A 22,212-nucleotide genomic window follows, 5' to 3' on the forward strand; every position below is an offset into this window, starting at 1 on the left:
CTCCGTGGCCGTGAGCAGGCAGGCGGGAGCCGGCTCCCGCCCGTATCGATCGGCCTACTTGGCCTTGACCGAATAGACCGGCGTCCAGCTTGCGGGCGCCAGCACGAGATCCATCTGCAATTTCGGCACGGTGGTCTTGTCGATGACGGTGGCCACCGGCTGGACCAGGCTCATGACCGGCTTCTTCTCGATGAGACGCACGGCCTGGTCGATCGCGATCGCGCCTTCGCCGACGGGATATTGCGTTGCGAAGGCGAGGATGTCGCCGCGGTTCAGCGCGTCGAGCATGGCCTGGTTCTCGTAGGACGACACGATCTTCAGGTCGCTGCGGCCGGCCTCGGCAACGGCGCCGATGGCGGCTTCCGCGGTGGGGGCGGTGCCCCAGATCACGTTCATGGCGGGATAGGCCTGCAGCGCGTCCTGGATGAGCTGAAGCTGCGCGGCGACGCCGGAGTCGCCGAACTTTTCAGCCAGGATCTTGGCGTTCGGGTTCTTGGCGATCGCCTTCTTGAAGCCCTCGTTGAACGACTCTGCCCAGCCTGAGCCGGCCGGACCGGGGAACGTAACGATATTGAGCTTATCGCCGGGCTTGGCCTGCGCCAGCAGACCGTCGCCGGTGACCTCGCCCATCGCGACGAAGTCGACATAATTGGCCGCGGGCAGCGCGTTGGGCGGCAGCGGATTGGTGACGCCGACCACCGGCACGCCTTTGGTTTTGGCTTCCTCGAACTTCTTGCTGAGGCCCGCGCCGGAGATGGCGCCGACGATGATCGCATCCGGTCCGCTTGCCATGCAGTCGTCGAACTGCGACAGCTGCTTGGGCAGGTTCTCGTAACCGCCGGCCTCGTAGAGGTTCATGTTGACGTTCATCGCCTCGGCCTGCTTCACGATGCCGTAGGCGACGGCGACCCAGAAGCTGTCCTTCATGTGGGGAAACAGCACGCACAGCTTGTAGGGCTTCTCGGCCTTCGGCAGCGGTGTGTAGTCGGCGGGCTTCGGCGTGCCGGATGACGCATCGTAGACCTTCATCGGAAACCACGGCGTCTCGGTCCCCGCCGCCGCCGGAGTGGCGGCGCCGGCAAGGGCGAGGGCGGCGGCGATGCCGAGCACGGAGCGGATTGGCCACAGCCGGTTGGAAGAAAGGCACGTCGAGATCGTCATAGCGCAATCCTCATGGTTTGAATGAAAGTGAAGGGCGACGGCTTCTCGTCCTTTTCTGCCGCACGGGCCGCGCCGGCGGCGCGGCTGCCGTGACGATCAGCCGGCTTTCCACATCGCGACCGAGCGCCGCTCGAACGCTTCGCGGAACTGGCGGGTGGACTCGGCAAGCAGCGCGCCGGTGCCCCAGTCGAGGATCACCGCGTGGCTGCGGATCACGTCGAACGCGTTGAGCTCACCGCTGCGGTAGCGCTGCGCGACCAACTCCGGATCGAGCCGGACATTGGCGACGCGCTCGGCGCGGATCTTCGTGCGCAGCGCCGCGGTCGCGACCTTGTCGACTTCATAATTGCAGAGTTCGGCGTCGATAGTGTGAACCACGACGCCATAGTCCTTGGCGGCGCGCTCGACCGAGATATAGTCGTCCTTGATGTCCTCGATCACGAGGTTCGGATCGCGCTCTAAGGGATCGCCGAAACCGCCGCCGCCGGCGGTCGGACGCGAAAACAAGTCGCCTTCGCCGATCGGGACGTCCGAGAAGATCGAGCCGAGCCGCTCCTCTGCGGTGCTGCCGGCGCGCTTCAGGGTCAGGCCGTGCGGCATCGACGGCAAGCCGCCCTCGATGCCCCACACGATGGCGCGCTCGCGGTCGCAGATGTAGGAGATCACGGTCTTCTCGGCCTGCAGCATCCGCGACGTCTTCACCACGCCCGCGCCGCCACGCCATTTGCCGGGACCGGGCGAGTCGGTGAGAATCTCGCATTCGGTGGTCAGGATCGGGTTGGCGCGCTCCTGGCCTTCGACCGGCTGCGACATCAATCCGGTGCCGAAGCAAGCGGTCGTGACGTTGCTGCCGTCCTTGCCGTTGCGTCCGCCCCAGCCGCCGGGCAGCCAGTCGTAGAACATGAAGATCGGCTTGTCGGGGCTGCGGGCGTCGAGCCCGCCGGTCAGCAGATATTCGAGGTTGAAGGCGCAGGCGAGCGCGCGCTCGGGCATCAACTTCGACCACATTTCGTAGATCGAGTTCATGATCTTCTCGAACGGCATCAGGAAGCCCGTCACCGCGATCGGCCATTTGGCATCGACGATCGAGCCTTCGGGGGCGATGATGTCGAAGCAGCGGTAGAAGCCGGAATTGAGCGGCAGGTCGGGGAAGAAGGTCTTCATGCCGGCCGCAACCGCCGAGAACGTGGCGCCGAACGCCGAGTTGTAGATCGATCCGATGGTCGGATGGCTGCCGGTGAAGTCGTAGATCGCGCGGTCGCCCTTGATCGTCATCTTGATGCGGATCGGGATCATGCCTTCGCCGCCGGCCGGATCGCGGTCGATATAGTCGACGGTTTCCCATTCGCCGTCAGGAAGCGCTGCGATGCGCTGCCGGGCCGAGCGCTCGACATAGTCCTGCACGGCGGCAAGTCCGGTCTCGACCGTGTCGCGGCCGTATTTGCCGACCAGGCGCAGGATCTCGCGTTCGCAGACCGCAGTGGCTTCGGCCTGCGCCTGGATGTCGCCGATGATCGAGGCCGGGTCACGGGTGTTGGAGGCGATCAGATGCGCAACGTCCTTGCGCAGGCCGTTCTTGTCGAACAGGCGGACCGGTGTGATGCGCAGGCCCTCGCGGAACATCTCGCGGGCGGCGACGTCGAACGATCCCGGCACGCTGCCGCCGACGTCCGACCAGTGTCCGTTGGACTGGCTGAAGGCGATGATCTTGCCGTCGGCGAAGATCGGGCGGATCAGCCGCACGTCGGAGAAGTGCGTGCCGCCGGCATAGGGATCGTTGATCGCAAAGACATCGCCCTCATGCATGTCACCTTCGAAATGGCGCATCACGTCCTTGCAGGTGAAATGCAGCGTGCCGACGTGGACAGCGATATCCTGGTTGCCTTGCGCCGCGCATTCGCCGTTGGCGTCATGCAGCGCGCTGGAGAAGTCGCGGTTGTAGATGACGAACGAGTAGCAGGTCCTTAGGACCTGCTCGCCCATCTGGTCGACGCTGGTGATGAAGGAATTCTTCAGGACCTCGAAGGTCACGGGATCGAGCGGGAGGGCCGTGGCCATGGTTCACTCCTTCACGCGGATGATGATGTTGAGATATTTGTCGACCTCGGCGCTGGCGCCGGGCGGCACGACGGTCGTGGCATCGAGCTGCTCGATGATCGCGGGGCCTTGGAAGGAGAAACCGCAGGGCAGGTCGGCGCGCCGATAGACGGGCGTATCGAGCCCGCTGCCTTCGAACCACACCCTGCGGTGGCCAACCGGCGCGGGGCTAACACCGGTCGGCGCGTGAACGGCAAATTCGGCCTTCGGAACCACACCGACCGCCTTCAGATTGAGGCGGAAGAAGCTCACCGGTGCGCTGTCGCGGCGGAAATTGTATTCGCGCTGGTGCTCGGCGTGGAAGCTCTGCACCAGGTCGGCGATCGCGCCGATCGGCTGCGGCGCGTTCACCGCGAGCGAACGCCACTGGCCGCGATACATCATGTCGATCGAGCGCTGCAGCACGATGTCCTGCTGCGCGACGCCCTCATGGATGAGGCGCGCGAGCGCGGCTTTCTCGAGCTCGGCGAACTGTGCTTCGATCTCGGTCGCGTCGGCGTCGGCGGCGTCGACCATGCAGCTCTGCGAGAAATCGTGCTGCATGTCGACGAGCAGGCATCCGAGCGCGGAGGTCACGCCGGGATTCGGCGGCACGATCACGACGGGAATTGCCAGCTCGCGCGCGACGTCGACCCCGTGCAGGGCGCCGGCGCCGCCGAACGCCACCAGCGCGAAGTCGCGCGGATCGTAGCCACGGCTGATCGAGATCAGCCGCACAGCATCCGACATGTTGGCATTGGCGACCTTGACGATCGCGTCGGCGGCCTCGTGCAGGCCGAGGCCGAACGGTTTTGCAACGCCGTCTTCGACCGCCTGCTCGGCCAATGCGGGGTCGAGCTTGACCTTGCCGCCGGCGAGATCGGTCCCGAGGCGGCCCAGCGTCACATTGGCGTCGGTGTTGGTCGGCTGCGTGTTGCCATTGCCATAGCAGGCCGGTCCCGGGTGGGCGCCGGCCGATTGCGGGCCGTTGCGCAGGGAGCCGGCCGGGTCGGTCCAGGCCAGCGAGCCGCCGCCGGCGCCGATCGTGAGCACCTCGATCGAAGCGAAGCGGATCGGATAGCCGAATTCGATGTGCCAGTCCTTGGTGACGCGCGAGTGGCCTTCATAGGCGAGCGACACGTCGGTGGACGTACCGCCCATGTCGAGGCCGATCGAATTGGGAAAGCCGCAGAGGCCGGCGATATAGCGGCTGGCGATGGCGCCCGCAGCGATACCGGAGCCGGCGAGGCGGGCCGCAAAATCCTTGACGCTCGCCGGCGTCATCACGCCACCGCCGGTGTGCAGCAGCAGGAGATCGCGGGTGTAGCCCTCGCGGGCGAGGCGCTCGCCGAGCCGGCTCGTGTAGTTGACGACGACCGGGCTCACCACGGCGTTGGCAACCGTGGTCGAGAACCGTTCATGCTCGAAGATCTCGGGAAGCACTTGCGAGGAGATCGACACCGGAATGTCGGGCATCTCCGCCAGCAGGATGTCGCGCATGGCGCGCTCATTGGCCCCGTTGAGATAGGCGTTCATGAAGCAGACCGCGACTGCGGCAACGCCACGACGCTTGAGGATGCGCGCCACCGCGCGCGCGGCTTCGACGTCGAGCGGTTCGATCACCTTGCCCCCGGCATCGACGCGCTCGGGCACGGTCAGGCGGTCCCGCCGTGGCACATAGGGCCGCACGACGTCCTTGTAGGTGTCCCAGAGATCTTCCTTGTTGGCGCGCCGGATCTCGATGACGTCGCGGAACCCCTTGGTCGTCACCACGGCGGTGCGGGGCAGTCGGCGCGTAATCAGCGCGTTGGTGGCAACCGTCGTGCCGTGCGAGAACAGCGCCACCCTGGACAGATCGATCCCGGCCTTGGACACGCCGCCCATGATCCCTTCGATCGGATCGCGCGTGGAGGAGGTCTTCTCGATGCGGATGAGACCGGTCGTCTCGTCCATGATGCAGATGTCGGTAAACGTGCCCCCGACGTCGACAGCCACACGAAGGTCCTGCACCATGCGTCTTCCTTTCGAACAAGCGTTTCGCCGATCTTAGGCAGAGCGGCGGCTTGCCTTCTTGACGCTGAGCGCAGGAAGATTTGTGCGAGAGAGCGTACCCGCATGGGGCGGGGCTGTCGCATATCGCCCGCCTCCGCAGGGGCGTACTGCAAAACGTCGAAAACAACCCCATGCAAAGGAGCCGGCGGCGCGCCGGCATTCGCCCGGCTTGACATGTCGGGCAAATCAGTCGTGTTATTCTATTATTCCGAAACTATGCAGGCGGCTTACACCCGCTATGGGACCTGGCCGTAACCATATGCGATGCCCTGCACGGGGGCATACCTGCCCGGACCGGCGGCGGGCCGACCAGGGAACATCACACCGGTGGCGTTATCGATGCCGTCGTCAGGCGTTGGCGGCGCGCGAGGTGGCGCGGGCCTCGCTGGGTGTGCAGCCGAACCGGCTCCGGTAGTTGCGGCTGAATTGCGCCTGGTCGGCAAAGCCCCATTGATAGGCGATTTCCGAGATGCTCTTGCGGCAGCTCGCATCGCGCAGCAGGGCGTCGCACATTGCCAGCCGCTGGTTGCGGATATGGGCGCAGACGGTCAGACCCTCGCCTTCGAAGATCTGGTGCAGATAGCGCAGCGAAATGCCGCAGCCATCAGCGATCATCTGCGGCGTCAGCCGCATGTCGTCGAGGTGGCTACGGATGAACTGCTCGCAGCGCAGCAGATGGCCGTTGCGCACCGAGGAGGAGTGGCCGGTGAGCACGCGGTCGTCGGATTCGATGGCCATCGCAAGCAGCTCGATGAGGTGCTTGCCCATCATCGCGCGAGCCGTCTCGTCCATTTCCTCGATCCGCTCGGCGGAGAGCCGCAACGTGTCGACGAACAGCGCGCCGACGCTGCGGCTGGCGTCGAATTGCAGCGTGGCGAGGCGTTCGGGCCGTGTGATGCGCCCGCGCAGCACAGCGCTCGGGATTTTCAGGCACCACAGCGCCGTCGGATCCTGATGGCTGAATTCGTAGGGCAGGTGGCTGCGCTCGATCAGGAATGCGCCGGGCCTGCAGTGCACCACCTTGCCGTCCTGCTCGAAGCGGATTTCGGCGAGTTCGGGCACCGTGATCAGGAAGGATTCCTCCCGCTCGCTCAGGAGATGCCGCTCATGGCGCTTGTACAGCAGGCCATTGGCGATGTTTCGCGAGACCGAGAGGGGACCCATCGACCAGGCGCCGAGGCGCGCATCGAACTCGCGCCTGCTCGGGAAGCGCAGGTCGAGCGAGTAGTAAGTCTTCGAGACGACCTCCTGCCAGTACTGGCGGCGGCTCTGCAACGGGATGTCGTTGGTCGTGTAGGTGACTTGCATGTCTCACTCCCCGCCGCCGGCTGTGCCTCCGGTCGTCGTGTCCCCGGCCAAAGTTTGGCGAGGACAGCCGGACGGCGTCAAGTCGAATAAAACGGAAACAGATGTTCTAGATTTCGATCGCCTCCTCGGCCTGGTGCCGCTGATCCATGCTGACGGGGGGCCGCCCCGGCCCGACGCCGGCGACCGCGAAGCGCATGAAATCGCGGAACGCCATCGCTGCTTCCGACGGCTTGGTGTCGCGCCGCCAGGCCAGACCGATATCCATGCTGGGCACCTCGTCCTCGATGACGCGGGTCTCGATCCGCTGTCCCTCCAGCGACCAGGGCCGGTAGATCAGGTCGGAGAGGATGGCGATCCCCATGCCGCCTGCGACCATGGAGCGCACGGCTTCGACCGAGGAGGTGCGGAAGATCGTGTTCGGTTCGAGCGAGGCGTTGCTCCAGTAGCGCATCGAGGTGTGCTTGGCCTCGTCGACGGTGAGCATGACGTAGGGATAGGCTGCGATGTCGGCGAGATGGACCCGCTCAGTGCGGGTCAGCGGATGCTCTGGCGCAAGCCACAGGCGGCGCGGCGATCGCAGCAGCGTCTCGCTCGTCAGCATGGCATTGTCGCGCAGGTTCGAGACCAGCATCACAGCGAGATCGAGCGCGCCGTCGACGAGCGCGCGTTCCAGCACGTCGCGCGGCGCCTCGAACAGCTCGATCGTGATGCCGGGAAAGCTGGCCTGGAACCGCTTCTGGTGACGCGGCAGGAAATAGCCCGACACGGTATAGGTGACGCCGATGCGGATCGTGCCGAACAGTGGTCCCGCCGATATCTGCGTGTTGCGCACCGCCTCGGCGACGGCGGCGAGGATCTGACGGCCCTGGGACAGGAAGCGGCTGCCCTCCATCGTTACGGTGACGCCGTTCGGCGCGCGTTCCAGCAGGCGCGCGCAGACGGTCGCCTCGAGCTGCTGAATCGCCGCGGTGACTGCGGATTGCGAGACGTTGAGGTCGATCGCCGCCTGGCTGATGCGCCCGGTCTCGGCGGCGGCGACGAAGTAGCGGATCTGTTTCAGAGAAACGGACATCGCGGTTGTTCCGATGTTGCCTAACTCATGAGCGTGTTTCTCAGCCCAGCGGTATTCTTTGCAACTCTCGTGCCGACAAGCCGAGAGCGCGCGGCGGCGCCGATTCCGGACCTGAGAGGCCGCAACCGACGGCCTGAAGCGCAGGACGTGATCACGCGGTCACCGATCGGTGACCGCGGTCTTGGCGGACAGGGCAGGTTACCGGCGACTATGCCAATGCGCTGTGCAGCCTGCCGAGCAACTCCGAGCGGCTTTTGCGCGCCGCAAGCGCCTCCTTCATATCGACCTTGACGAACTTCACCGGCGTGTTGGGCTGCAGCTGGCCGATTAGGTCCATGTCCGCGGCGATGACGGTCCCGACCATGAAGTAGCCGCCGCCGGAGACTGCATCACGATGCAGCACGATCGGCTCGGTGCCGCCGGGAACCTGGATCGACCCGTAGGGATAGCAGGCATCGGTGATATTGGACGGGTCGGAACCGGCGCCGAACGGCGGTTCGCGTGGAACGAATTCGAGCGGCTTCCCGCCCTTGAAGCGGTAGCCGATCCGGTCCGCCTCCGGTGCGACCTTCCAGGTGTCAGAGAAGAAGCCGTTGCCGGCCGCCTCGGTGATGCGGTGCCAGTAGAGGCCGGGCATCGCGCGCAGTTCCGTCGGCATTCCCGCCGGTTGCCCGCGCAACTCCCTGGCGACGCTGCGTCCGTCCTTGCCTGTCGCGGCGGCATGGCCGATGGGCAATTCGTCGCCGGCCTCGAGCTTGCGGCCCTTGAATCCGCCAAGCGCGCCGAGCGCGTAGGTCGAGCGCGAGCCGAGAACGACGGGCACATCAATACCGCCGGCGACTGCGATGTAGCCGCGTGCGCCCTGCTTGAGGAAATCGAAGGATAAGATCTGGCCGCGCCTCACCTTGAAGCTGGTCCAGGTCTCGCGCGGCTCGCCGTCGAGTTTCGGCGGCAGCTCCGCGCCGGTGATCGCGACGATGGTATCCTCGGTGAATTCAAGCTCCGGTCCCATGAACACGGCTTCGAGCACGGCTGCACCCGCCTCATTACCGACCAGGAGATTGGCGGCCGCGAGCGCGTGACGGTCCATGCCGCCGGAGAGCGGGATGCCGATGTGATAATAGCCCGGACGCCCGAGATCCTGGACGGTGGTCGCTAGACCCGGCTTCAAAACCTTAACGGCCATGGAGAACTCCATCGAGCTTGGCGTTGTAGGCGTCAACGTCGCGGTTGAACTCGGTCAGCGAGAACGAGACGTCGCGGATCACGGGCGCAAAGCGGCCGGCGTCGACGTCGGCGACCGCGGCGTCATAGGCCGCCCGGTCGATCGGCTTCCACTTCACGATGTCGCCCGGTCTGAACAGGCACATGAAGTCGCGCAAATAGCTGATGTTCTGGTTGGGATCGTAGATCGGCATCGGCGTGATGCCGAACATCTGGTAGCCGCCGGCGCCGCGCACCGAGTAGATGCAGCTGAAGCAGCCGCCATGCCCGACGGTGAGTTTCGGCGTGTCGGTACGCGGGCGCAGATATTTCGGGGCCTGAAGCTGCCGCTTGCGCTCGACCATCTGGTAGAGGAAGGGCAGTCCGGCGACGAAGCCGACCATCGAGACGAACCAGGGCGCGCTGGAATGCGCCTTGATGAAGGCGTCGACGCTCTCGAGGCCGTTGATCCGGGCGGCGTACTCGAGATCGGTCCCGTTTGGATCCTGATGACGCTCGCGGAAGCGCATCAGGGTCTCGTGCGTCCAGGGATCATTGTAAAGCACGGGAATCTCGATGATCCGCGTCTTGATCACCGGCTCCGATTTCTCCGATGCGGAATCCAGCCGCTTCAGCTCGGTGAGGAGATCGTCGGGCTTGATCTGGTCGGGATCGAACTTGACCTGATAGGACGCGTTTGCCGGGCAGATCTCGGTGACGCCCTTGATCTTCGCGTCGCGCACCGCATTGGTGATGAAGAGGCTCTTGAAAAAGGCCTCGAGCGACATCGCTTCGCCGACCTCGGCGAAGATGTGCTCGTCGCCGCCGAAGGAAAATCGGGTTTGCATGACTAGCGGCCTCCTGTTGCTGACGGGGCGGATTCTCTTGCCATCATGGCGCGACCTTCACGGTCGATGGCGGTTGAGCGGTGGCAAGGCCGGCGGCATGGGACTCCAGCCACGGTTCGAGCCATGCCGTATGGAAGCGTCCGGCCTTGACGTCGGCGTCGCGCGCCAGCGCCTGGTGCAGGGGCTTTGTCGTGAAAATGCCCTCGACGTTGAGCTCGGCCAGCGCGCGTTCGAGCCGCCTGATGGCGCTCGGCCGATCCTTGTCGTGCACGATCAGCTTGCCGAGCAGGCTGTCGTAGAACGGCGGCACCGTGTAGCCCTGATAGAGCATGCTGTCGAAGCGCACGCCGTCACCACCGGGGACGCACAGCGCGTTCACCGTACCCGGATTGGGCAGGAAATTCCTGGCGGGATCCTCGGCGTTGATGCGAACCTCGATCGAATGGCCGCTGACGCGCACTTCGTCCTGACGGATGCGCAACGGCTCGCCGCCGGCGATTCGGATCATCTCGCGCACGAGGTCGATGCCGGTGACCATTTCCGTGACGGGATGTTCGACCTGAATGCGGGTGTTCATCTCCAGGAAATAGAACTCGCCGGTCCTGTCATCATAGAGATATTCGAGTGTCCCGGCGCCGCGGTAGTTGACCGCCTTGGCGAGCGCCACGGCCGAGGTGCAGAGTTTCTCACGTACGGCCTGGGTGAGCGAGGGTGAGGGGGCCTCTTCCCAGACCTTCTGGCGGCGACGCTGCAGCGAGCATTCGCGCTCGAAGCAATGGATCACGTCGCGTCCATCGCCGAGCACCTGGACCTCGATGTGCCGCGCGCCTTCGACGAGTTTCTCGACATAGAGCCCGCCGTCGCCGAAGGCCGCGAGCGCCTCGGCCTGCGCCTGCGGCATCAGATGATGAAACTCCTCGGCAGACCGCGCGATGCGAATGCCGCGTCCGCCGCCGCCGGCTGCGGCCTTGATCATGACAGGGAAGCCGGTTTTCCCGACCAGCGCGAATGCCGCCTCCGCCGACTCCAGCCGCCCTTCGCTGCCAGGCACCGTCGGCACGCCGGCCGCCGCGGCGGCCTCGCGCGCCGCGACCTTGTCTCCCATCAGGCGGATCGATTGCGCGGTCGGGCCGACGAAGATCAATCCGGCCGCTTCGACGGCGGCTGCGAACTCGGCATTCTCCGCAAGGAAGCCGTAGCCGGGATGGATCGCATCGGCACCGCTGCTCTGTGCCGCGGCGAGGATCGCTGCCTGGTTGAGATAGGATTTCGACGCCTGCGGCGGACCGATATCGACCGCTTCGTCGGCGAGCCGGACCGCGAGCGAGTCCTTGTCGGCCTTGCTGTGGACCTGAACGGTCACAATGCCGAGATCGCGCGCGGCGCGGATGATGCGCACCGCGATCTCGCCGCGATTGGCTATGAGGAGCTTCTTGATCGCCATGGCCGGGTGCGCTCAAACGTCGATTTCGGCGATCGGCTGGCCGGCCATCACGGCATCCTCGTTCTCGGCCAGGAAGCGAACGATCTTGCCGGCAGCGCCGGCCTTCACCTCATTGAATGATTTCATCACCTCGATGAGCCCGATCGTGTCGCTCTCCGCAACGACGTCGCCGTCGTTCTTGTAGACCGGCTTGTCGGGTGCGGGCTTGCGGTAGAAGATGCCCGGGAGTGGCGAGAAGATCTGCTGGGTGGCCATGGTTTCCTCTTTGAGAATCTTTGCTTCGTTGCCGCGACGGCTCAGCGCGCGGTGAGATAGGGGCGGACTGCTTCGCGAACGGCCTCTGCGATGGCGACCGCATTCGGCGTGTCGGAATGAATGCAGATCGAATCGGCGCCGACCATGATGTCATTTCCCGCTACCGTGCGCGTCTTGCCTTCGTTGACGGCCCTTGCGCACCGGCTTGCGGCATCGACCGGATCCTTGGCCTCGTGCTCGCGTGTGATGATCAGGCTGCCGTCGCCATTGTAGTCGAGGTCGGCATAATATTCGGCGACGAAAGCGTGGCCGCGCCGCTCGTAGACCTGCTGGTGCAGCGTTCCCTTCATGCCGAGCAGCGGCACCTTGTAGACGTCGGCGGCGTCAGCCACGGCCTCAGCGATCTCCTCGTTGCGCGCGGCCATGCCGTAGAGCGCGCCATGCGGCTTGATGTGATTGAGCGGCATGCCCTCGGCGTCGAGGAACGCCTTGAGCGCGCCGATCTGATAGAGCAGGCAGTTGCCGAGCTCCTCGCGGCTGATCTTCATCTCGCGGCGGCCAAAGCCCTGCAGATCCGGCAGCGAGGGGTGCGCGCCGACCTTGACGCCGAACTGCTTGGCGAGCTGCACGGTCTTGCGCATGTGATTGAAGTCGGAGGCATGAAAGCCGCACGCGACGTTCGCGACGTCGATATGGGGCATCAATGCCTTGTCGTCGCCCATTTTGTAGAGGCCGTAGGCCTCGCCCATGTCGCAGTTGATCACGACCATCTCCTGATTTCCTTCCAGCAGGCTTTATAAAGGACCGGCGGCGAGGCCGCCCTGCGTGCGTCCAGCGCACCCAGAGCGGCGTGTTGCCGGGTTACTTGGACACCAGATAGTCCAGCGGGATCTTCTCCGAGATCGTCCACTGGTCGATCACCTTCGGCTTGCCGGCCTCGGTGTCGACGATCAGGTAACGGCCCTGGTTCTGGTGGTGGATGTCCTTGGTGAAGGTGCGCGGCCCGAACAGCGTGGGCTCGTTGTTCATCTTCTCGAGTTCGGCCACGACCGCCGCTGCATCGGTCGACTTGGCCCGCTCGACCGCCTTGGCCCAGACGTCGATCAGCACATAGCCCGGATAGACGTACTGGCTGGACGGGTCACCGCCGGTGACCTCCTTGTACTTCTTGTTGAACTCGTTGACCTTGGCGTTCGGATCGTCGCCGTAGACCGAGCCCTGAACCGGAACGTAGAAGTTCGACAGATCCGGAACGGCGTTCATCCAGTAGCTGCCGTCGACGCCCGAGCCGTTGAGGATCATCGACTTGATGCCGGCGGCGCGGATCTGCTTGATGGCGGAGACGGCGCCCGGCATCATCGTGCACAGCATGATGGCGTCGGGTTCCTTCGGCAGGCTCTTGATGCGCGTGATCTGCGAAGCGATCGAGGCGTCGTCGTTCTTGAAGGTGTCGCTGCCGACCAGCTTGGCCTCCTTCAGGCGCGGCAGCATCCAGTCGAAACCGTCGCAGATACCCTTGTTGTAGACGGTCCAGCTGTCGAGCAGCCGATAGAAGCTGCGCGCGTTCTTCTTGGTATACGCCCATTCCGACATCGTCGCGCCCTGCACCGGCGCCAGCACCGAGGCCGAGAACGAGAACGGGCCGACGCCGGGAATTCCGGCCTTGATCGATTCGGCGCAGAGGAAGAACGAAACCTTGCCGGCAGCCTGCGCCTGCAGCGCCGCGGGCGCGCCGAAATCGTAGTCGCAGGACACGATCACGAGGTCGGCGCCCTGGTCGAGCACCGCAAGGCCGGCCTTGGCGCCTTCGGCCTGGTCGGTCTTGGTGTCGGCAAACACCGGCTTGAGCTTCTTGCCGAGCAGGCCGCCGGCCTTGTTGATCTCGTCGATCCGGATCAGCGCCGCGTCCTGCGCCGGCTTGTCATAAGCCTGCATGAATCCGGATGCCGCGGTCGCAAAACCGACCACGATCTCGTCGGCCGCCCGGGCCGGTGCGATCCAGAGCGTGGATGCTCCGGCCAGGATGCCGAGTAATGTCGTCAAGCGCATATGCCACTCCTCCAATTTTGCAAAACGAGCGTTAGTGCAGTTCCTTCAATGCGGTCTGGACCGGCCGGGCCACGCGCCGCTGCAGCGGCCAGCGGCGCCAGGAGAACTCCCGGTTGCGGGTCAACCCGGTCGGCAGGTACATCAGGATCACGATGGTGATGATGCCGATCGCGATCTCCTGGGCGCCGTTCGGCAAGCCGACGGTGTGCCCGCCGAGGCTGATGCCTTTCTCGAGATCGCGGAACAGCTCGATCAGCAGCGAGATCGCGACCACGCCCGAGACCGCGCCGCTGAGGCTGTACATGCCGCCGACCACCAGCATCGACAGCGTGATGAAGGTGGTCCGCAGATAGAATGCGCCGGGATTGACGATGCTCAGGAAGTGCGCGTAGAGCGCGCCGGCGAGCCCGATGATGAAGGCGCTGACGACGAAGGCGATCAGCCGCTCGCGGACGATGTCGATGCCTGAGGCGCTGGCGGCGACTGCCTCGTCGCGGGTAGCGCGCAGCGCCAGTCCCGAGCGCGAGATCGCGTAGAGATAGGCGATCGCGATCGCCGCGGCGCCGCCGATCCATCCGGTCCAGACGTTCATGGTGGGCGGAATGCCGACGATCGAGCCTTGCCCACCCGTCACCGAATCCCAGTTCGAATAGACATTGTTGATGACGCCGAGCAGGCCGAAGGTCGCGATCGAGGCGGCGATGCCCGACAGGCGCATGATGACGCGCCCGACGATCAGGGCAAACAATGCGGCGAATACCCCGGAGATCGGCGTTGCTACCCACATCGGCAGCTGCGCATGAAGCAGCCACGTCGGGAGGCCCTTGAGCGTGATCGATTTCATGACCGGCGGAATCGTGAGCCAGGCGGTCGTGTAGGCGCCGAGGCACATGAAGCTGATATGGCCGAACGACAGCAGGCCCGAATTGCCGACGAAGACGTAGAGACCGACCACCACCATGATGTTGATGAACATCTCGACCACGGTGCGGTTGAACGCCCGGCTGCCGAACTGATAGGAGAGGGCGGCGATGATGAGCAGCGCCACGATCAGCACGATCGGCGTGATGATCGTTTGCCGGATGACGGACGGCCGCTGCGACATCGATCAGACCCTCTGCTTGGCGGATTTCGGTGCGAACAGCCCTTGCGGCCGCACCAGAAGGACGACGATGACGGCGCCGTAGACGAACGCGTCGCGGAACACGCGGGCATCGTGCGGCAGGGTCGCCTGGAACACGACGCTGGCCGCACCGATCAGGAAACCGGCGGCAACGGCGCCGGGAATGCTGCCGAGGCCGCCGATCACGGTCGCGATGAACGCGATCAGCATCACGTTGGCGCCCATGCCGATGTCGGCGGTGCCGGAATTGGTCGCCAGGATCAGGCCGATCGCCGCCGCCAGCATGCCGCTGATGGCGAAGGCCAGCAGGATCACGCCGTTGGCGCGGACCCCGAGCATGCGCGCCATGGTGAAATTATCGGCCGCCGCGCGCATCTCCAGCCCGTAGCGGGTGCGCTTGAGGAACAGGACGAGGATCACCAGCACGGTCAGCGTGATGATGATGGTCACGACCTGCAGCATCGGAATATGCGCGCCGAGGAATTCGACCGGCAGGCCGAGGCTCGGCCACAGCGTGATCGACTTCGGCCGGCTGGAAAACAGCATCAGCAGCAGATGCCGGATGACGAAGCCGAGCGCAAAGGACGCGATCATCATCGTCGCCGGGTTGGCGTTGCGGAAGCGGCGGAAGACGACGATTTCAGACAGGATCGACAGCGCGGCGCCGGTCAGCAGCAGCAGCGGGATCAGGAGATAGAACGGCAGCTGGCCGGCAAACACCACCGCCGCCGCATCGATCGACGGCCACAGCATGGCGAACACGCAAAAGGCGATGAAATCGCCATGGGCGAAGTTGACCAGCCGCATCACGCCGAAGATCAGGGCGATGCCGAGCGCGCCGAGGGCATAGAGGCTGCCGAGGCTCAGCGCGTCGAAGATGATCTGGAGCAGCTCGCGCATCTCAGTGATCTCCGAAGCCGAAATAGCTTTGCTTCAGGCGATCGTCCCGGACCAGGTCGGCGGCGGGGCCCTCGAGCACGATGCGACCGCCGCGGATCAGGACCATCCGCCCGCCCGTCATCATGGCGCGCGTCGAACTCTGCTCGACGATCAGGAGGGTGAGCTTGCGCAGTGCCCGCAGCCGCAGCAGGATCTCGTAGACCTGGTCGATGATCTTCGGCGCGAGGCCGAGCGACGGCTCGTCGATGGCCATGATGCGGGGCGCGGCCATCAGCGCGCGGCCGATCACCAGCATCTGCTGCTGGCCGCCGGAGAGCATGCCCGCCGGGGTGTGGCGGCGCTCGGCCAGCATCGGGAATTCCTGGTAGATCTGATCGAGGTCGTCGGCGATTGTCCTGCGGTCGGCGCGCATACCGGTGCCGACCTTCAGGTTCTCCTCGATCGTCAACGCGCCGAAGACGTTGCGTCCCTCCGGCACCAGCGAGAACCCGCGCCGGGCGATGTCCTCGGGCGCGGCGCCGGCGATCCCTGCGCCATCGATCATGATGGAGCCGGAGCGCGGCGGCACGACGCCTGCGATGGCGCTCAGCAGCGTCGACTTGCCGGCGCCGTTCGGGCCGGTCACGAACAGGATTTCGCCTTCCTCGACCGTCAATGTCACGCCGCGGAGCGCCGTGAGGCGCCCATAGCTTACCGTGATGTCGTCGACGACGAGCGCGGTCATGACGCGACGGCCGCTTCGGCTGCGACCGATGGAAGCAGCTCGTCGCGCTGCGTGCCCATATAGGCATGCCGCACCGCATCGCTGTCGCGGATCTGGGCGGGCGGGCCGACTTCGATGACCTCGCCGGAGTCGAGCACGAAGATGCGTTCGCAGAGTTCGAGCACGAGGCCGATATTGTGCTCGATCAGCAGCACGCCGACATTGAGCTCGACCGCGATGCGGCGGATGATCGCGGCGAGTTCGTGGCTCTCGTGTTCGGACATGCCGGCCGCCGGTTCGTCGAGCAACAGATAGCGCGGCGTGCCCATGATGGCGCGGCCGATCGCGACGCGACGCTCGTCCGTATAGGGCAGCGCGCCGGCGATGGTGTTGGCGAGGTGCGAAATGCCGAGCCAGGCCATGACCCGTTCGGCCTCGCCGATTGCGTCGGGCCGGCTCTGGCCGAGGCCGACGCCGGTCACTTCCAGGTTGTCCACCACAGGCAGGTCGCGGAAAAGTCGGCCTGACTGAAAGGTTCGCGCCACGCCTTTGCGTCGCAGCATGTGCGCTGCAATGCCGTTGAGCGTTTCGCCTTCCAACACGACGGTGCCGGTGCCGACCGGCTGGAATCCGGTCAGTACGTTAATAAGGGTGGTTTTGCCGGCCCCATTGGGGCCGATCAGTCCTGCGATACGCCCCCGCGGCACGGTCAGTGTAACGTTGGACAGCGCTTTCAGGCCTTCGAATTGGACGCTGACACCGCGAGCGACCAACTCCAAACCATCAGACATCATCCCAACGCCTTCTCACCCGGAACCGACGGATTGATTTTTCCGTTCCGTCGCGGGATTGTAAAATTCGAAATATCGTTCACTGATATCGGAATTTTTTATGTCTCTGACGTTTCGTCAGGTCCGGCATTTCATCGCGACGGCAGAGAGCGGCCGCGTTTCGGCGGCTGCGGCGGCTTTGAACGTGACGCAGTCGGCGGTCACCTCGTCGATCAAGGCGCTCGAGGCTGAGCTCGGCCGCAAATTGTTCGATCGCCATTCCAACGGCGTGACGCTGACATTCGACGGCCATGAGTTCCTGCAGCGCGCCCGCGCGATCGAGGCGAGCGTGTCGGATGCGACAAGGGGGCCGCATCGCTGGGGAACGCAGGTCGACGGCACCGTCGACGTGGCGGTGAGCTACACCGTTGCCGGATATTTCCTGCCGCCGCTGCTGACGCGGTTCTGGCGGACCTTTCCGGGCATCACGGTCCGGCTGCACGAGTTTCAACGTGATGCGATCGAGCAGAGCCTGATCAGCGGCAGCGTCGATGCAGCCATCATGTTGATCGCGAACCTGCATGACCGGCACTCGATCCGCTCGCGGCTGCTGCTGCGCTCACCGCGCCGCTTGTGGACCTGCGTCAATCATCCGCTGCTGCGCAAGGACAGCGTCAAGCTGGCGGACCTGGCGAGCGAGCCGTATTTGATGCTGACCGTCGATGAGGCCGAACGCTCCGCGATGCGCTACTGGCAGCACACGACGCACGTTCCGAACGTCATCTTCCGTACCCTTTCGGTTGAGGCGGTTCGCAGCATGGTCGCGACCGGTATGGGAATCACCATCCTTTCGGACATGGTCTACCGTCCCTGGTCGCTCGAAGGTCATCGCATTGATCTGAAGACGCTCGATGACGACGTCCACACCATGGACGTCGGGCTTGCCTGGAAAGGCAAGACGAAGCTGTCCGCGGCCGCTCGCGCGTTCTGCGAATTTGTCGCCCACTCATATCCCGGATCTGATCCGGTCCAATTCGACTAGCTAGATTTGAATGGCCTGAAACGCTCTGACGAGCGGGCTTGCGCGTCCCGTCAGGTGAAAGACGTGTTCGGGATGACTCTGCTCAAAGTCGACCACACGAAGCTTGCGGATGCCGTCCTTGCGGCTTGAGCCGAACTCCCACATGAAGCCGATCCCGAGGCCGTTCGCGACGGCTTCATGGACGCCGTCCCGAGTGTCGAGAACCATGGTCGGCCTTGGTGCCAAGCCACTGCTGCGAAAGCCCCGGTCCACGACCCGCTGTGTAGAAGAGGTCGCGGTTCTGAAAATAAGCGGATGGCGTACCAGTTCGCTGCAGCTCGTTTGCGTGAGCTGGGCCAGCGGGGCGTCCTCTGCGACGATGGCGACCACGTCCTGCTTGACGCAGATTCTGCGCAGGAACCGGCCGTCATCGGGCACGTTGGGCAGCACGCCGACATCGACACGCTGCTCCACGACGGCTGCGATGATGTTGGCCCATGACCCCAGCTCGACCTGAACCTGGACGCCCGGAAATCGGCGGCGGAACTCTCGGATCAGCGCCATGCCGGGCATCGAATTCCCGAGCCCGATCTGAAATGTTCCGATTTCCAAGTTGGCGTGCTGCTTCAGTAGCTTCAGCGCCTCGGTTTCGCAGCGTTCGGATTCCGCCGTCAGCCGATACAACTCCGCGCACAAGGCTGTCGGTGCGATCGCTCGTCCGCGGCGTTCGAACAGCGTAATGTTTGCTTCCCGCTCGATGTCACGCACTGACTGCGTGATCGCCGGCTGCGATAGACCCAGTTTTTTCGCGGCGGCGGAGAAGCTTCCGGTCTCGAGGACCGCATTGAACGCGCGAACCCTCGCGCTCGTCAGCAACATCTCGATTCGTCCTGGATATATCCGACATGCGTCGTTACCCCGCATGCGCAAACATAAGCTTAGGTTATGAATGTAACAGCTTTGTTGCATTGGAGCGCCAGAACCGTCTGCGGAAAAATCGTTGCGACGGAAGCTCACATGGCCGCGATCAGTTTGCGTAATATCGAAAAGGCCTTCGGCCCGACCAAGGTGCTTGGGGACGTTGGCCTCAACGTTGCCGACGGAGAATTCGTATCCCTGGTCGGGCCGTCAGGCTGCGGCAAATCGACCCTGCTGCGCATCATCGCGGGGCTGGAGGATCCGTGCAGCGGAGATGTACTGATCGACGGCAGGAACGTTGCCGGCATCAGGCCGAGCGCCCGCGATCTCGCGATGGTGTTCCAGTCTTATGCCCTCTACCCGCATCTTTCGGTCGAGCGCAACATGATGACGCCGCTGTTGTTGCGCGATCTTTCGCTGCTCGAGCGGCTGCCCTTGCTGGGACGTTTGTCGCCCGCGCGCGGAAGGAAGCTCCGGTCGATCCAAGCAGCCGTCAAAGAGACGGCGCGCACCTTGAAGATCGAGCAATTGCTGCAGCGGAAACCGGGGCAGCTCTCCGGTGGACAGCGGCAACGCGTTGCGCTCGGCCGGGCGATGGTTCGCAAGCCGGTCGCCTTTCTCATGGACGAACCGCTATCCAACCTCGACGCGGCATTGCGGGTCCATATGCGGGCCGAACTGGCCGAGCTTCATCGCGCGCTGGGCGCGACCTTCATCTACGTGACGCACGATCAGGCCGAAGCCCTGACGATGTCGAACCGCATCGCCGTCATGATGGGAGGCAACATTCTGCAGGTTGCAACTCCCGAAGATATCTACGACGAGCCGTGCGATCTCAGGGTGGCGGAGTTCATCGGCAGTCCGAAGATCAACACGCTGCCGGCGACGGCGGACGCCGACGGGCATATCGCCGTGTTCGGTCGGATCCTGCCGCAGCGCCTTGTCGGCACGCCTGGAGCCGTCACGGTGGCAGTGCGGCCCGAACATCTGCGGATCGGCGCCGGCGATTGCGACCAAGGGCTGGACGCCCGGATTATCTATAAGGAAAACCTGGGAGCGGATGTCTTCGTTCATGCCGCTCTCGGCGGCGGGATCACCGATGTCGAGCACCGCGTGATCGTGCGTTCATCACCCGAGACGGCGCGGTCCCTTGCGGTCGGGACGGCAGTGCAGCTGCACCTCGATCCGGCAAGGATTTTGGTGTTCGGCGCCGACAAGGGGCGCCTGCCGCTCCGCGAAACTGCCGCGGTCCGCGATCGGTCTCCGGTCATGGCGGGGGCGTGAGATGGCGTCCACGTCGTCCGCGGCTCGTCATGCAGGCCGGATCTTCGTAGCTCCCGCGTTGGCGCTGATGGTCGTAATCCTGCTGCTGCCGATCGTCGGCGTCGCGCTGCTGTCATTGACGGACTACGGCCTGGGCGGTGACGGCCCGCGCTGGGTCGGCATCGACAACTTCGTCAAGATATTCACTCAGACGCGCTACATGAGCATGTTTGGCGCAACGCTGACCTACGTCTTGACGGTCACGCCGCTATCGATCGGCCTGGGCCTCGGCGCCGCGCTGCTGATCCACTCGCTGCGCTGGGGCGGCGCATTCTACAAGACCGTGTTCTTCCTGCCCGTGATGGCAACGCTCATGGCGATGTCGGTGGTGTGGAGCTTCGCGCTTCACCCCACGCTCGGAATCGTCAACAGCACGCTGGCGTCCTTCTGCGGCGCCGATTGGCTCCATGCCTGGCCATGGTTCGATCGCGGCTGTCGCAGTGGCTTCCCGCTTTGGCTGGGCGATAGATCCTACGCGATCTGGACCGTCTGTTTCGTCGGGGTCTGGCAGGGATTCGGATTCAACATGGTGCTGTTTCTCGCCGGCCTGACCTCGGTGCCGCCCGAGCTCTATCAGGCGGCAGAGATGGACGGCGCGCGGACTGCATGGGACCGATTCCGCCTGGTGACGTGGCCGATGCTGGCGCCGACGACGGTGTTCGTCGTGACCATCACGGTGATCCGCTCGTTCCAGGTCTTCGACATCGTCGAGGGATTTTACGACCAGGGGGCCGGCCCCTCCCGCAGCGCCTACGTCATCCTGTTCGCGATGTTCGAGAAGGGCATCCGCGAGAACCTGATCGGGATCGGCGCGGCCATCGCCGTGATTTTCCTGGCCTTCGTGCTGATCGCGACGACGATTCAGAAATATGTGATCGAGAGGAAGGCGCACTACGCATGACCGTCCATCGCTTCTCCGCAACGGAATGCCTCAAACACGCCCTGCTCATGCTCGGAGCCCTGATCGTCGCGTTGCCGTTCTACGTGATGCTGTCGACGTCGCTGAAGTCGCCGGGCGAGATCGAGCGCAATGAGGGAGGCTTCTTCGGCTCGCAAGCGCCGATGGTCGACGAGTTCTGCGTCAAGCGCAACGAGCCGGGCCGGACGGCGATCGAGCAGGCCACGCGAGCCAATCCGGATCTCGACACGGCGGCCGTCCGCGCCAAGCTCTCGGCTGCGCTGCGCGAGCACTGCACGGAGCGACCGGTGATCTTCAACTACGCATCGGCGTTCAAGGAGGCCCCGCTGCTGCGCTACCTCCTGAACGGCGTCATCGTGACGGCGTCCATCTTTGTTCTCCAGGTCATCATCGCGTTGCCCGCCGCCTACGCCCTGGCCAAGCTCAAATTCTGGGGCAGAGATGCAGTCTTCGGCCTGGTCCTGTTCTGCCTGCTGATTCCCGTGCATGCCATCGCGCTGCCGCTTTACATTATGCTCGCCAAGCTTGGCCTGACAAACAGTTACGCGGCCCTGATCGTGCCCTGGACGATCTCCGTGTTCGGCATCTTCCTGATGCGGCAGTTCTTCATGACGGTGCCCGACGATCTCATCGATGCGGCACGCATGGACGGCATGAGCGAGTTCTCGATCATCTGGAAGGTCATGCTGCCGACGGCGGTACCGGCGCTGCTCGCCTTCGCGATCTTCTCCATCGTCGCGCATTGGAACGACTATTTCTGGCCGAAGGTCGTCGTGACGGGCGATCGCAACCTGTTCACGCCGCCGCTCGGGCTGCACGAATTTCGCGGCGGCGGCGACGGAAGCCTCTACGGACCGATGATGGCCAGTGCCACCGTCATCGTCGCGCCCCTGATCGTCGCATTCCTGCTCGCGCAGCGGCGGTTCATCGAAGGAATTACGCTGTCTGGCATGAAATAGCCCTGCAGCATCGCAATCTCCGCGATCCCGCGGAAGAGAAGAAGGGGAGGTCCGGGCTCGAGCGTCAATCCGGCTGAACCTCCCTTCGACCACCACCATATGGAGAAT

20 protein-coding genes are annotated in these 22,212 nt (G+C 64.5%); 4 read left to right on the top strand and 16 right to left on the bottom strand.

The features are described from left to right. Positions 1–54: 54 nt before the first annotated feature. The 15 genes from torT to JQ507_12120 form a co-directional block, all read right to left on the bottom strand. The gene (torT, locus tag JQ507_12050; GenBank protein QRI72148.1) at positions 55–1,161 is read right to left on the bottom strand and encodes a TMAO reductase system periplasmic protein TorT; all 1,107 of its coding nucleotides are present in this window, start codon (positions 1,159–1,161) and stop codon (positions 55–57) included. 96 nt (positions 1,162–1,257) lie between these two features. Next, positions 1,258–3,219 carry a hydantoinase B/oxoprolinase family protein gene (locus tag JQ507_12055; GenBank protein ID QRI72149.1) on the bottom strand — a complete coding sequence of 654 codons (1,962 nt, stop codon included), beginning with the start codon at positions 3,217–3,219 and terminating at the stop codon, positions 1,258–1,260. 3 nt (positions 3,220–3,222) lie between these two features. Then, complete coding sequence (locus JQ507_12060; GenBank protein QRI73306.1) at positions 3,223–5,247, bottom strand: hydantoinase/oxoprolinase family protein; 2,025 nt, start codon at positions 5,245–5,247, stop codon at positions 3,223–3,225. Positions 5,248–5,637: 390 nt separating this feature from the next. Beyond that, on the bottom strand, positions 5,638–6,597 hold the full coding sequence (locus tag JQ507_12065; protein ID QRI72150.1) for a helix-turn-helix domain-containing protein: 960 nt from the start codon (positions 6,595–6,597) through the stop codon (positions 5,638–5,640). Positions 6,598–6,703: 106 nt separating this feature from the next. Next, the gene (locus tag JQ507_12070) at positions 6,704–7,669 is read right to left on the bottom strand and encodes a LysR family transcriptional regulator (protein ID QRI72151.1); all 966 of its coding nucleotides are present in this window, start codon (positions 7,667–7,669) and stop codon (positions 6,704–6,706) included. Between the two features lie 208 nt (positions 7,670–7,877). After that, positions 7,878–8,855: a biotin-dependent carboxyltransferase gene (locus JQ507_12075; GenBank protein ID QRI72152.1), complete on the bottom strand. Its 978-nt coding sequence runs from the start codon at positions 8,853–8,855 to the stop codon at positions 7,878–7,880. After that, positions 8,845–9,720: an allophanate hydrolase subunit 1 gene (locus JQ507_12080; GenBank protein QRI72153.1), complete on the bottom strand. Its 876-nt coding sequence runs from the start codon at positions 9,718–9,720 to the stop codon at positions 8,845–8,847. Before JQ507_12080 ends, JQ507_12075 begins: the two co-directional genes overlap by 11 nt. A gap of 43 nt (positions 9,721–9,763) precedes the next feature. Further along, positions 9,764–11,164, bottom strand: a complete 1,401-nt coding sequence (locus JQ507_12085; GenBank protein ID QRI72154.1) for an acetyl-CoA carboxylase biotin carboxylase subunit — start codon at positions 11,162–11,164, stop codon at positions 9,764–9,766. A 12-nt stretch (positions 11,165–11,176) separates the two neighbouring features. After that, positions 11,177–11,419, bottom strand: a complete 243-nt coding sequence (locus JQ507_12090; protein QRI72155.1) for a biotin carboxyl carrier domain-containing protein — start codon at positions 11,417–11,419, stop codon at positions 11,177–11,179. Positions 11,420–11,460: 41 nt separating this feature from the next. Further along, positions 11,461–12,189, bottom strand: a complete 729-nt coding sequence (gene pxpA / locus JQ507_12095) for a 5-oxoprolinase subunit PxpA (GenBank protein QRI72156.1) — start codon at positions 12,187–12,189, stop codon at positions 11,461–11,463. 91 nt (positions 12,190–12,280) lie between these two features. Next, positions 12,281–13,462: an ABC transporter substrate-binding protein gene (locus tag JQ507_12100; GenBank protein ID QRI73307.1), complete on the bottom strand. Its 1,182-nt coding sequence runs from the start codon at positions 13,460–13,462 to the stop codon at positions 12,281–12,283. A gap of 37 nt (positions 13,463–13,499) precedes the next feature. Next, positions 13,500–14,573: a branched-chain amino acid ABC transporter permease gene (locus JQ507_12105; protein QRI72157.1), complete on the bottom strand. Its 1,074-nt coding sequence runs from the start codon at positions 14,571–14,573 to the stop codon at positions 13,500–13,502. 3 nt (positions 14,574–14,576) lie between these two features. Continuing rightward, on the bottom strand, positions 14,577–15,482 hold the full coding sequence (locus tag JQ507_12110) for a branched-chain amino acid ABC transporter permease (protein ID QRI73308.1): 906 nt from the start codon (positions 15,480–15,482) through the stop codon (positions 14,577–14,579). A gap of 10 nt (positions 15,483–15,492) precedes the next feature. Continuing rightward, the gene (locus tag JQ507_12115) at positions 15,493–16,215 is read right to left on the bottom strand and encodes an ABC transporter ATP-binding protein (GenBank protein ID QRI72158.1); all 723 of its coding nucleotides are present in this window, start codon (positions 16,213–16,215) and stop codon (positions 15,493–15,495) included. After that, positions 16,212–16,985, bottom strand: a complete 774-nt coding sequence (locus tag JQ507_12120; protein ID QRI72159.1) for an ABC transporter ATP-binding protein — start codon at positions 16,983–16,985, stop codon at positions 16,212–16,214. The genes JQ507_12115 and JQ507_12120 overlap by 4 nt, the downstream gene beginning before the upstream one ends. 100 nt (positions 16,986–17,085) lie before the next feature. Between JQ507_12120 and JQ507_12125 the strand changes: the two genes are divergently transcribed. After that, entirely contained in the window at positions 17,086–18,006 is a 921-nt protein-coding gene (locus JQ507_12125; protein QRI72160.1) for a LysR family transcriptional regulator, read from the top strand. Here JQ507_12125 and JQ507_12130 read toward each other — a convergent pair whose 3' ends face one another. After that, a complete protein-coding gene (locus tag JQ507_12130; GenBank protein ID QRI72161.1) occupies positions 18,007–18,864 on the bottom strand; it encodes a LysR family transcriptional regulator in 858 nt (285 codons plus the stop codon). It lies immediately after the preceding gene. Positions 18,865–19,002: 138 nt separating this feature from the next. Between JQ507_12130 and JQ507_12135 the strand changes: the two genes are divergently transcribed. The 3 genes from JQ507_12135 (at position 19,003) to JQ507_12145 (ending at position 22,104) form a co-directional block, all read left to right on the top strand. Then, positions 19,003–20,187 (top strand): ABC transporter ATP-binding protein, encoded by a 1,185-nt coding sequence (locus tag JQ507_12135; protein QRI72162.1) that lies wholly within the window; start codon positions 19,003–19,005, stop codon positions 20,185–20,187. A gap of 1 nt (position 20,188) precedes the next feature. Next, complete coding sequence (locus JQ507_12140) at positions 20,189–21,127, top strand: sugar ABC transporter permease (protein ID QRI72163.1); 939 nt, start codon at positions 20,189–20,191, stop codon at positions 21,125–21,127. 161 nt (positions 21,128–21,288) lie between these two features. Then, a complete protein-coding gene (locus JQ507_12145; GenBank protein ID QRI73309.1) occupies positions 21,289–22,104 on the top strand; it encodes a carbohydrate ABC transporter permease in 816 nt (271 codons plus the stop codon). Positions 22,105–22,212 lie beyond the last annotated feature (108 nt).

This window comes from Bradyrhizobium sp. PSBB068 (assembly GCA_016839165.1).
Classification (GTDB): Bacteria; Pseudomonadota; Alphaproteobacteria; order Rhizobiales; family Xanthobacteraceae; genus Bradyrhizobium.

Coding starts and splice junctions, on each gene's coding strand:
- JQ507_12065 (QRI72150.1), bottom strand. CDS start 6,597: ATGCAAGTCACCTACACGACCAACGACATCCCGTTGCAGAGCCGCCGC.
- JQ507_12115 (QRI72158.1), bottom strand. CDS start 16,215: ATGACCGCGCTCGTCGTCGACGACATCACGGTAAGCTATGGGCGCCTC.
- JQ507_12070 (QRI72151.1), bottom strand. CDS start 7,669: ATGTCCGTTTCTCTGAAACAGATCCGCTACTTCGTCGCCGCCGCCGAG.
- JQ507_12130 (QRI72161.1), bottom strand. CDS start 18,864: ATGTTGCTGACGAGCGCGAGGGTTCGCGCGTTCAATGCGGTCCTCGAG.
- JQ507_12125 (QRI72160.1), top strand. CDS start 17,086: ATGTCTCTGACGTTTCGTCAGGTCCGGCATTTCATCGCGACGGCAGAG.
- JQ507_12085 (QRI72154.1), bottom strand. CDS start 11,164: ATGGCGATCAAGAAGCTCCTCATAGCCAATCGCGGCGAGATCGCGGTG.
- JQ507_12055 (QRI72149.1), bottom strand. CDS start 3,219: ATGGCCACGGCCCTCCCGCTCGATCCCGTGACCTTCGAGGTCCTGAAG.
- JQ507_12140 (QRI72163.1), top strand. CDS start 20,189: ATGGCGTCCACGTCGTCCGCGGCTCGTCATGCAGGCCGGATCTTCGTA.
- pxpA (QRI72156.1), bottom strand. CDS start 12,189: ATGGTCGTGATCAACTGCGACATGGGCGAGGCCTACGGCCTCTACAAA.
- JQ507_12075 (QRI72152.1), bottom strand. CDS start 8,855: ATGGCCGTTAAGGTTTTGAAGCCGGGTCTAGCGACCACCGTCCAGGAT.
- JQ507_12080 (QRI72153.1), bottom strand. CDS start 9,720: ATGCAAACCCGATTTTCCTTCGGCGGCGACGAGCACATCTTCGCCGAG.
- torT (QRI72148.1), bottom strand. CDS start 1,161: ATGACGATCTCGACGTGCCTTTCTTCCAACCGGCTGTGGCCAATCCGC.
- JQ507_12135 (QRI72162.1), top strand. CDS start 19,003: ATGGCCGCGATCAGTTTGCGTAATATCGAAAAGGCCTTCGGCCCGACC.
- JQ507_12090 (QRI72155.1), bottom strand. CDS start 11,419: ATGGCCACCCAGCAGATCTTCTCGCCACTCCCGGGCATCTTCTACCGC.
- JQ507_12105 (QRI72157.1), bottom strand. CDS start 14,573: ATGTCGCAGCGGCCGTCCGTCATCCGGCAAACGATCATCACGCCGATC.
- JQ507_12120 (QRI72159.1), bottom strand. CDS start 16,985: ATGTCTGATGGTTTGGAGTTGGTCGCTCGCGGTGTCAGCGTCCAATTC.
- JQ507_12145 (QRI73309.1), top strand. CDS start 21,289: ATGGTCGACGAGTTCTGCGTCAAGCGCAACGAGCCGGGCCGGACGGCG.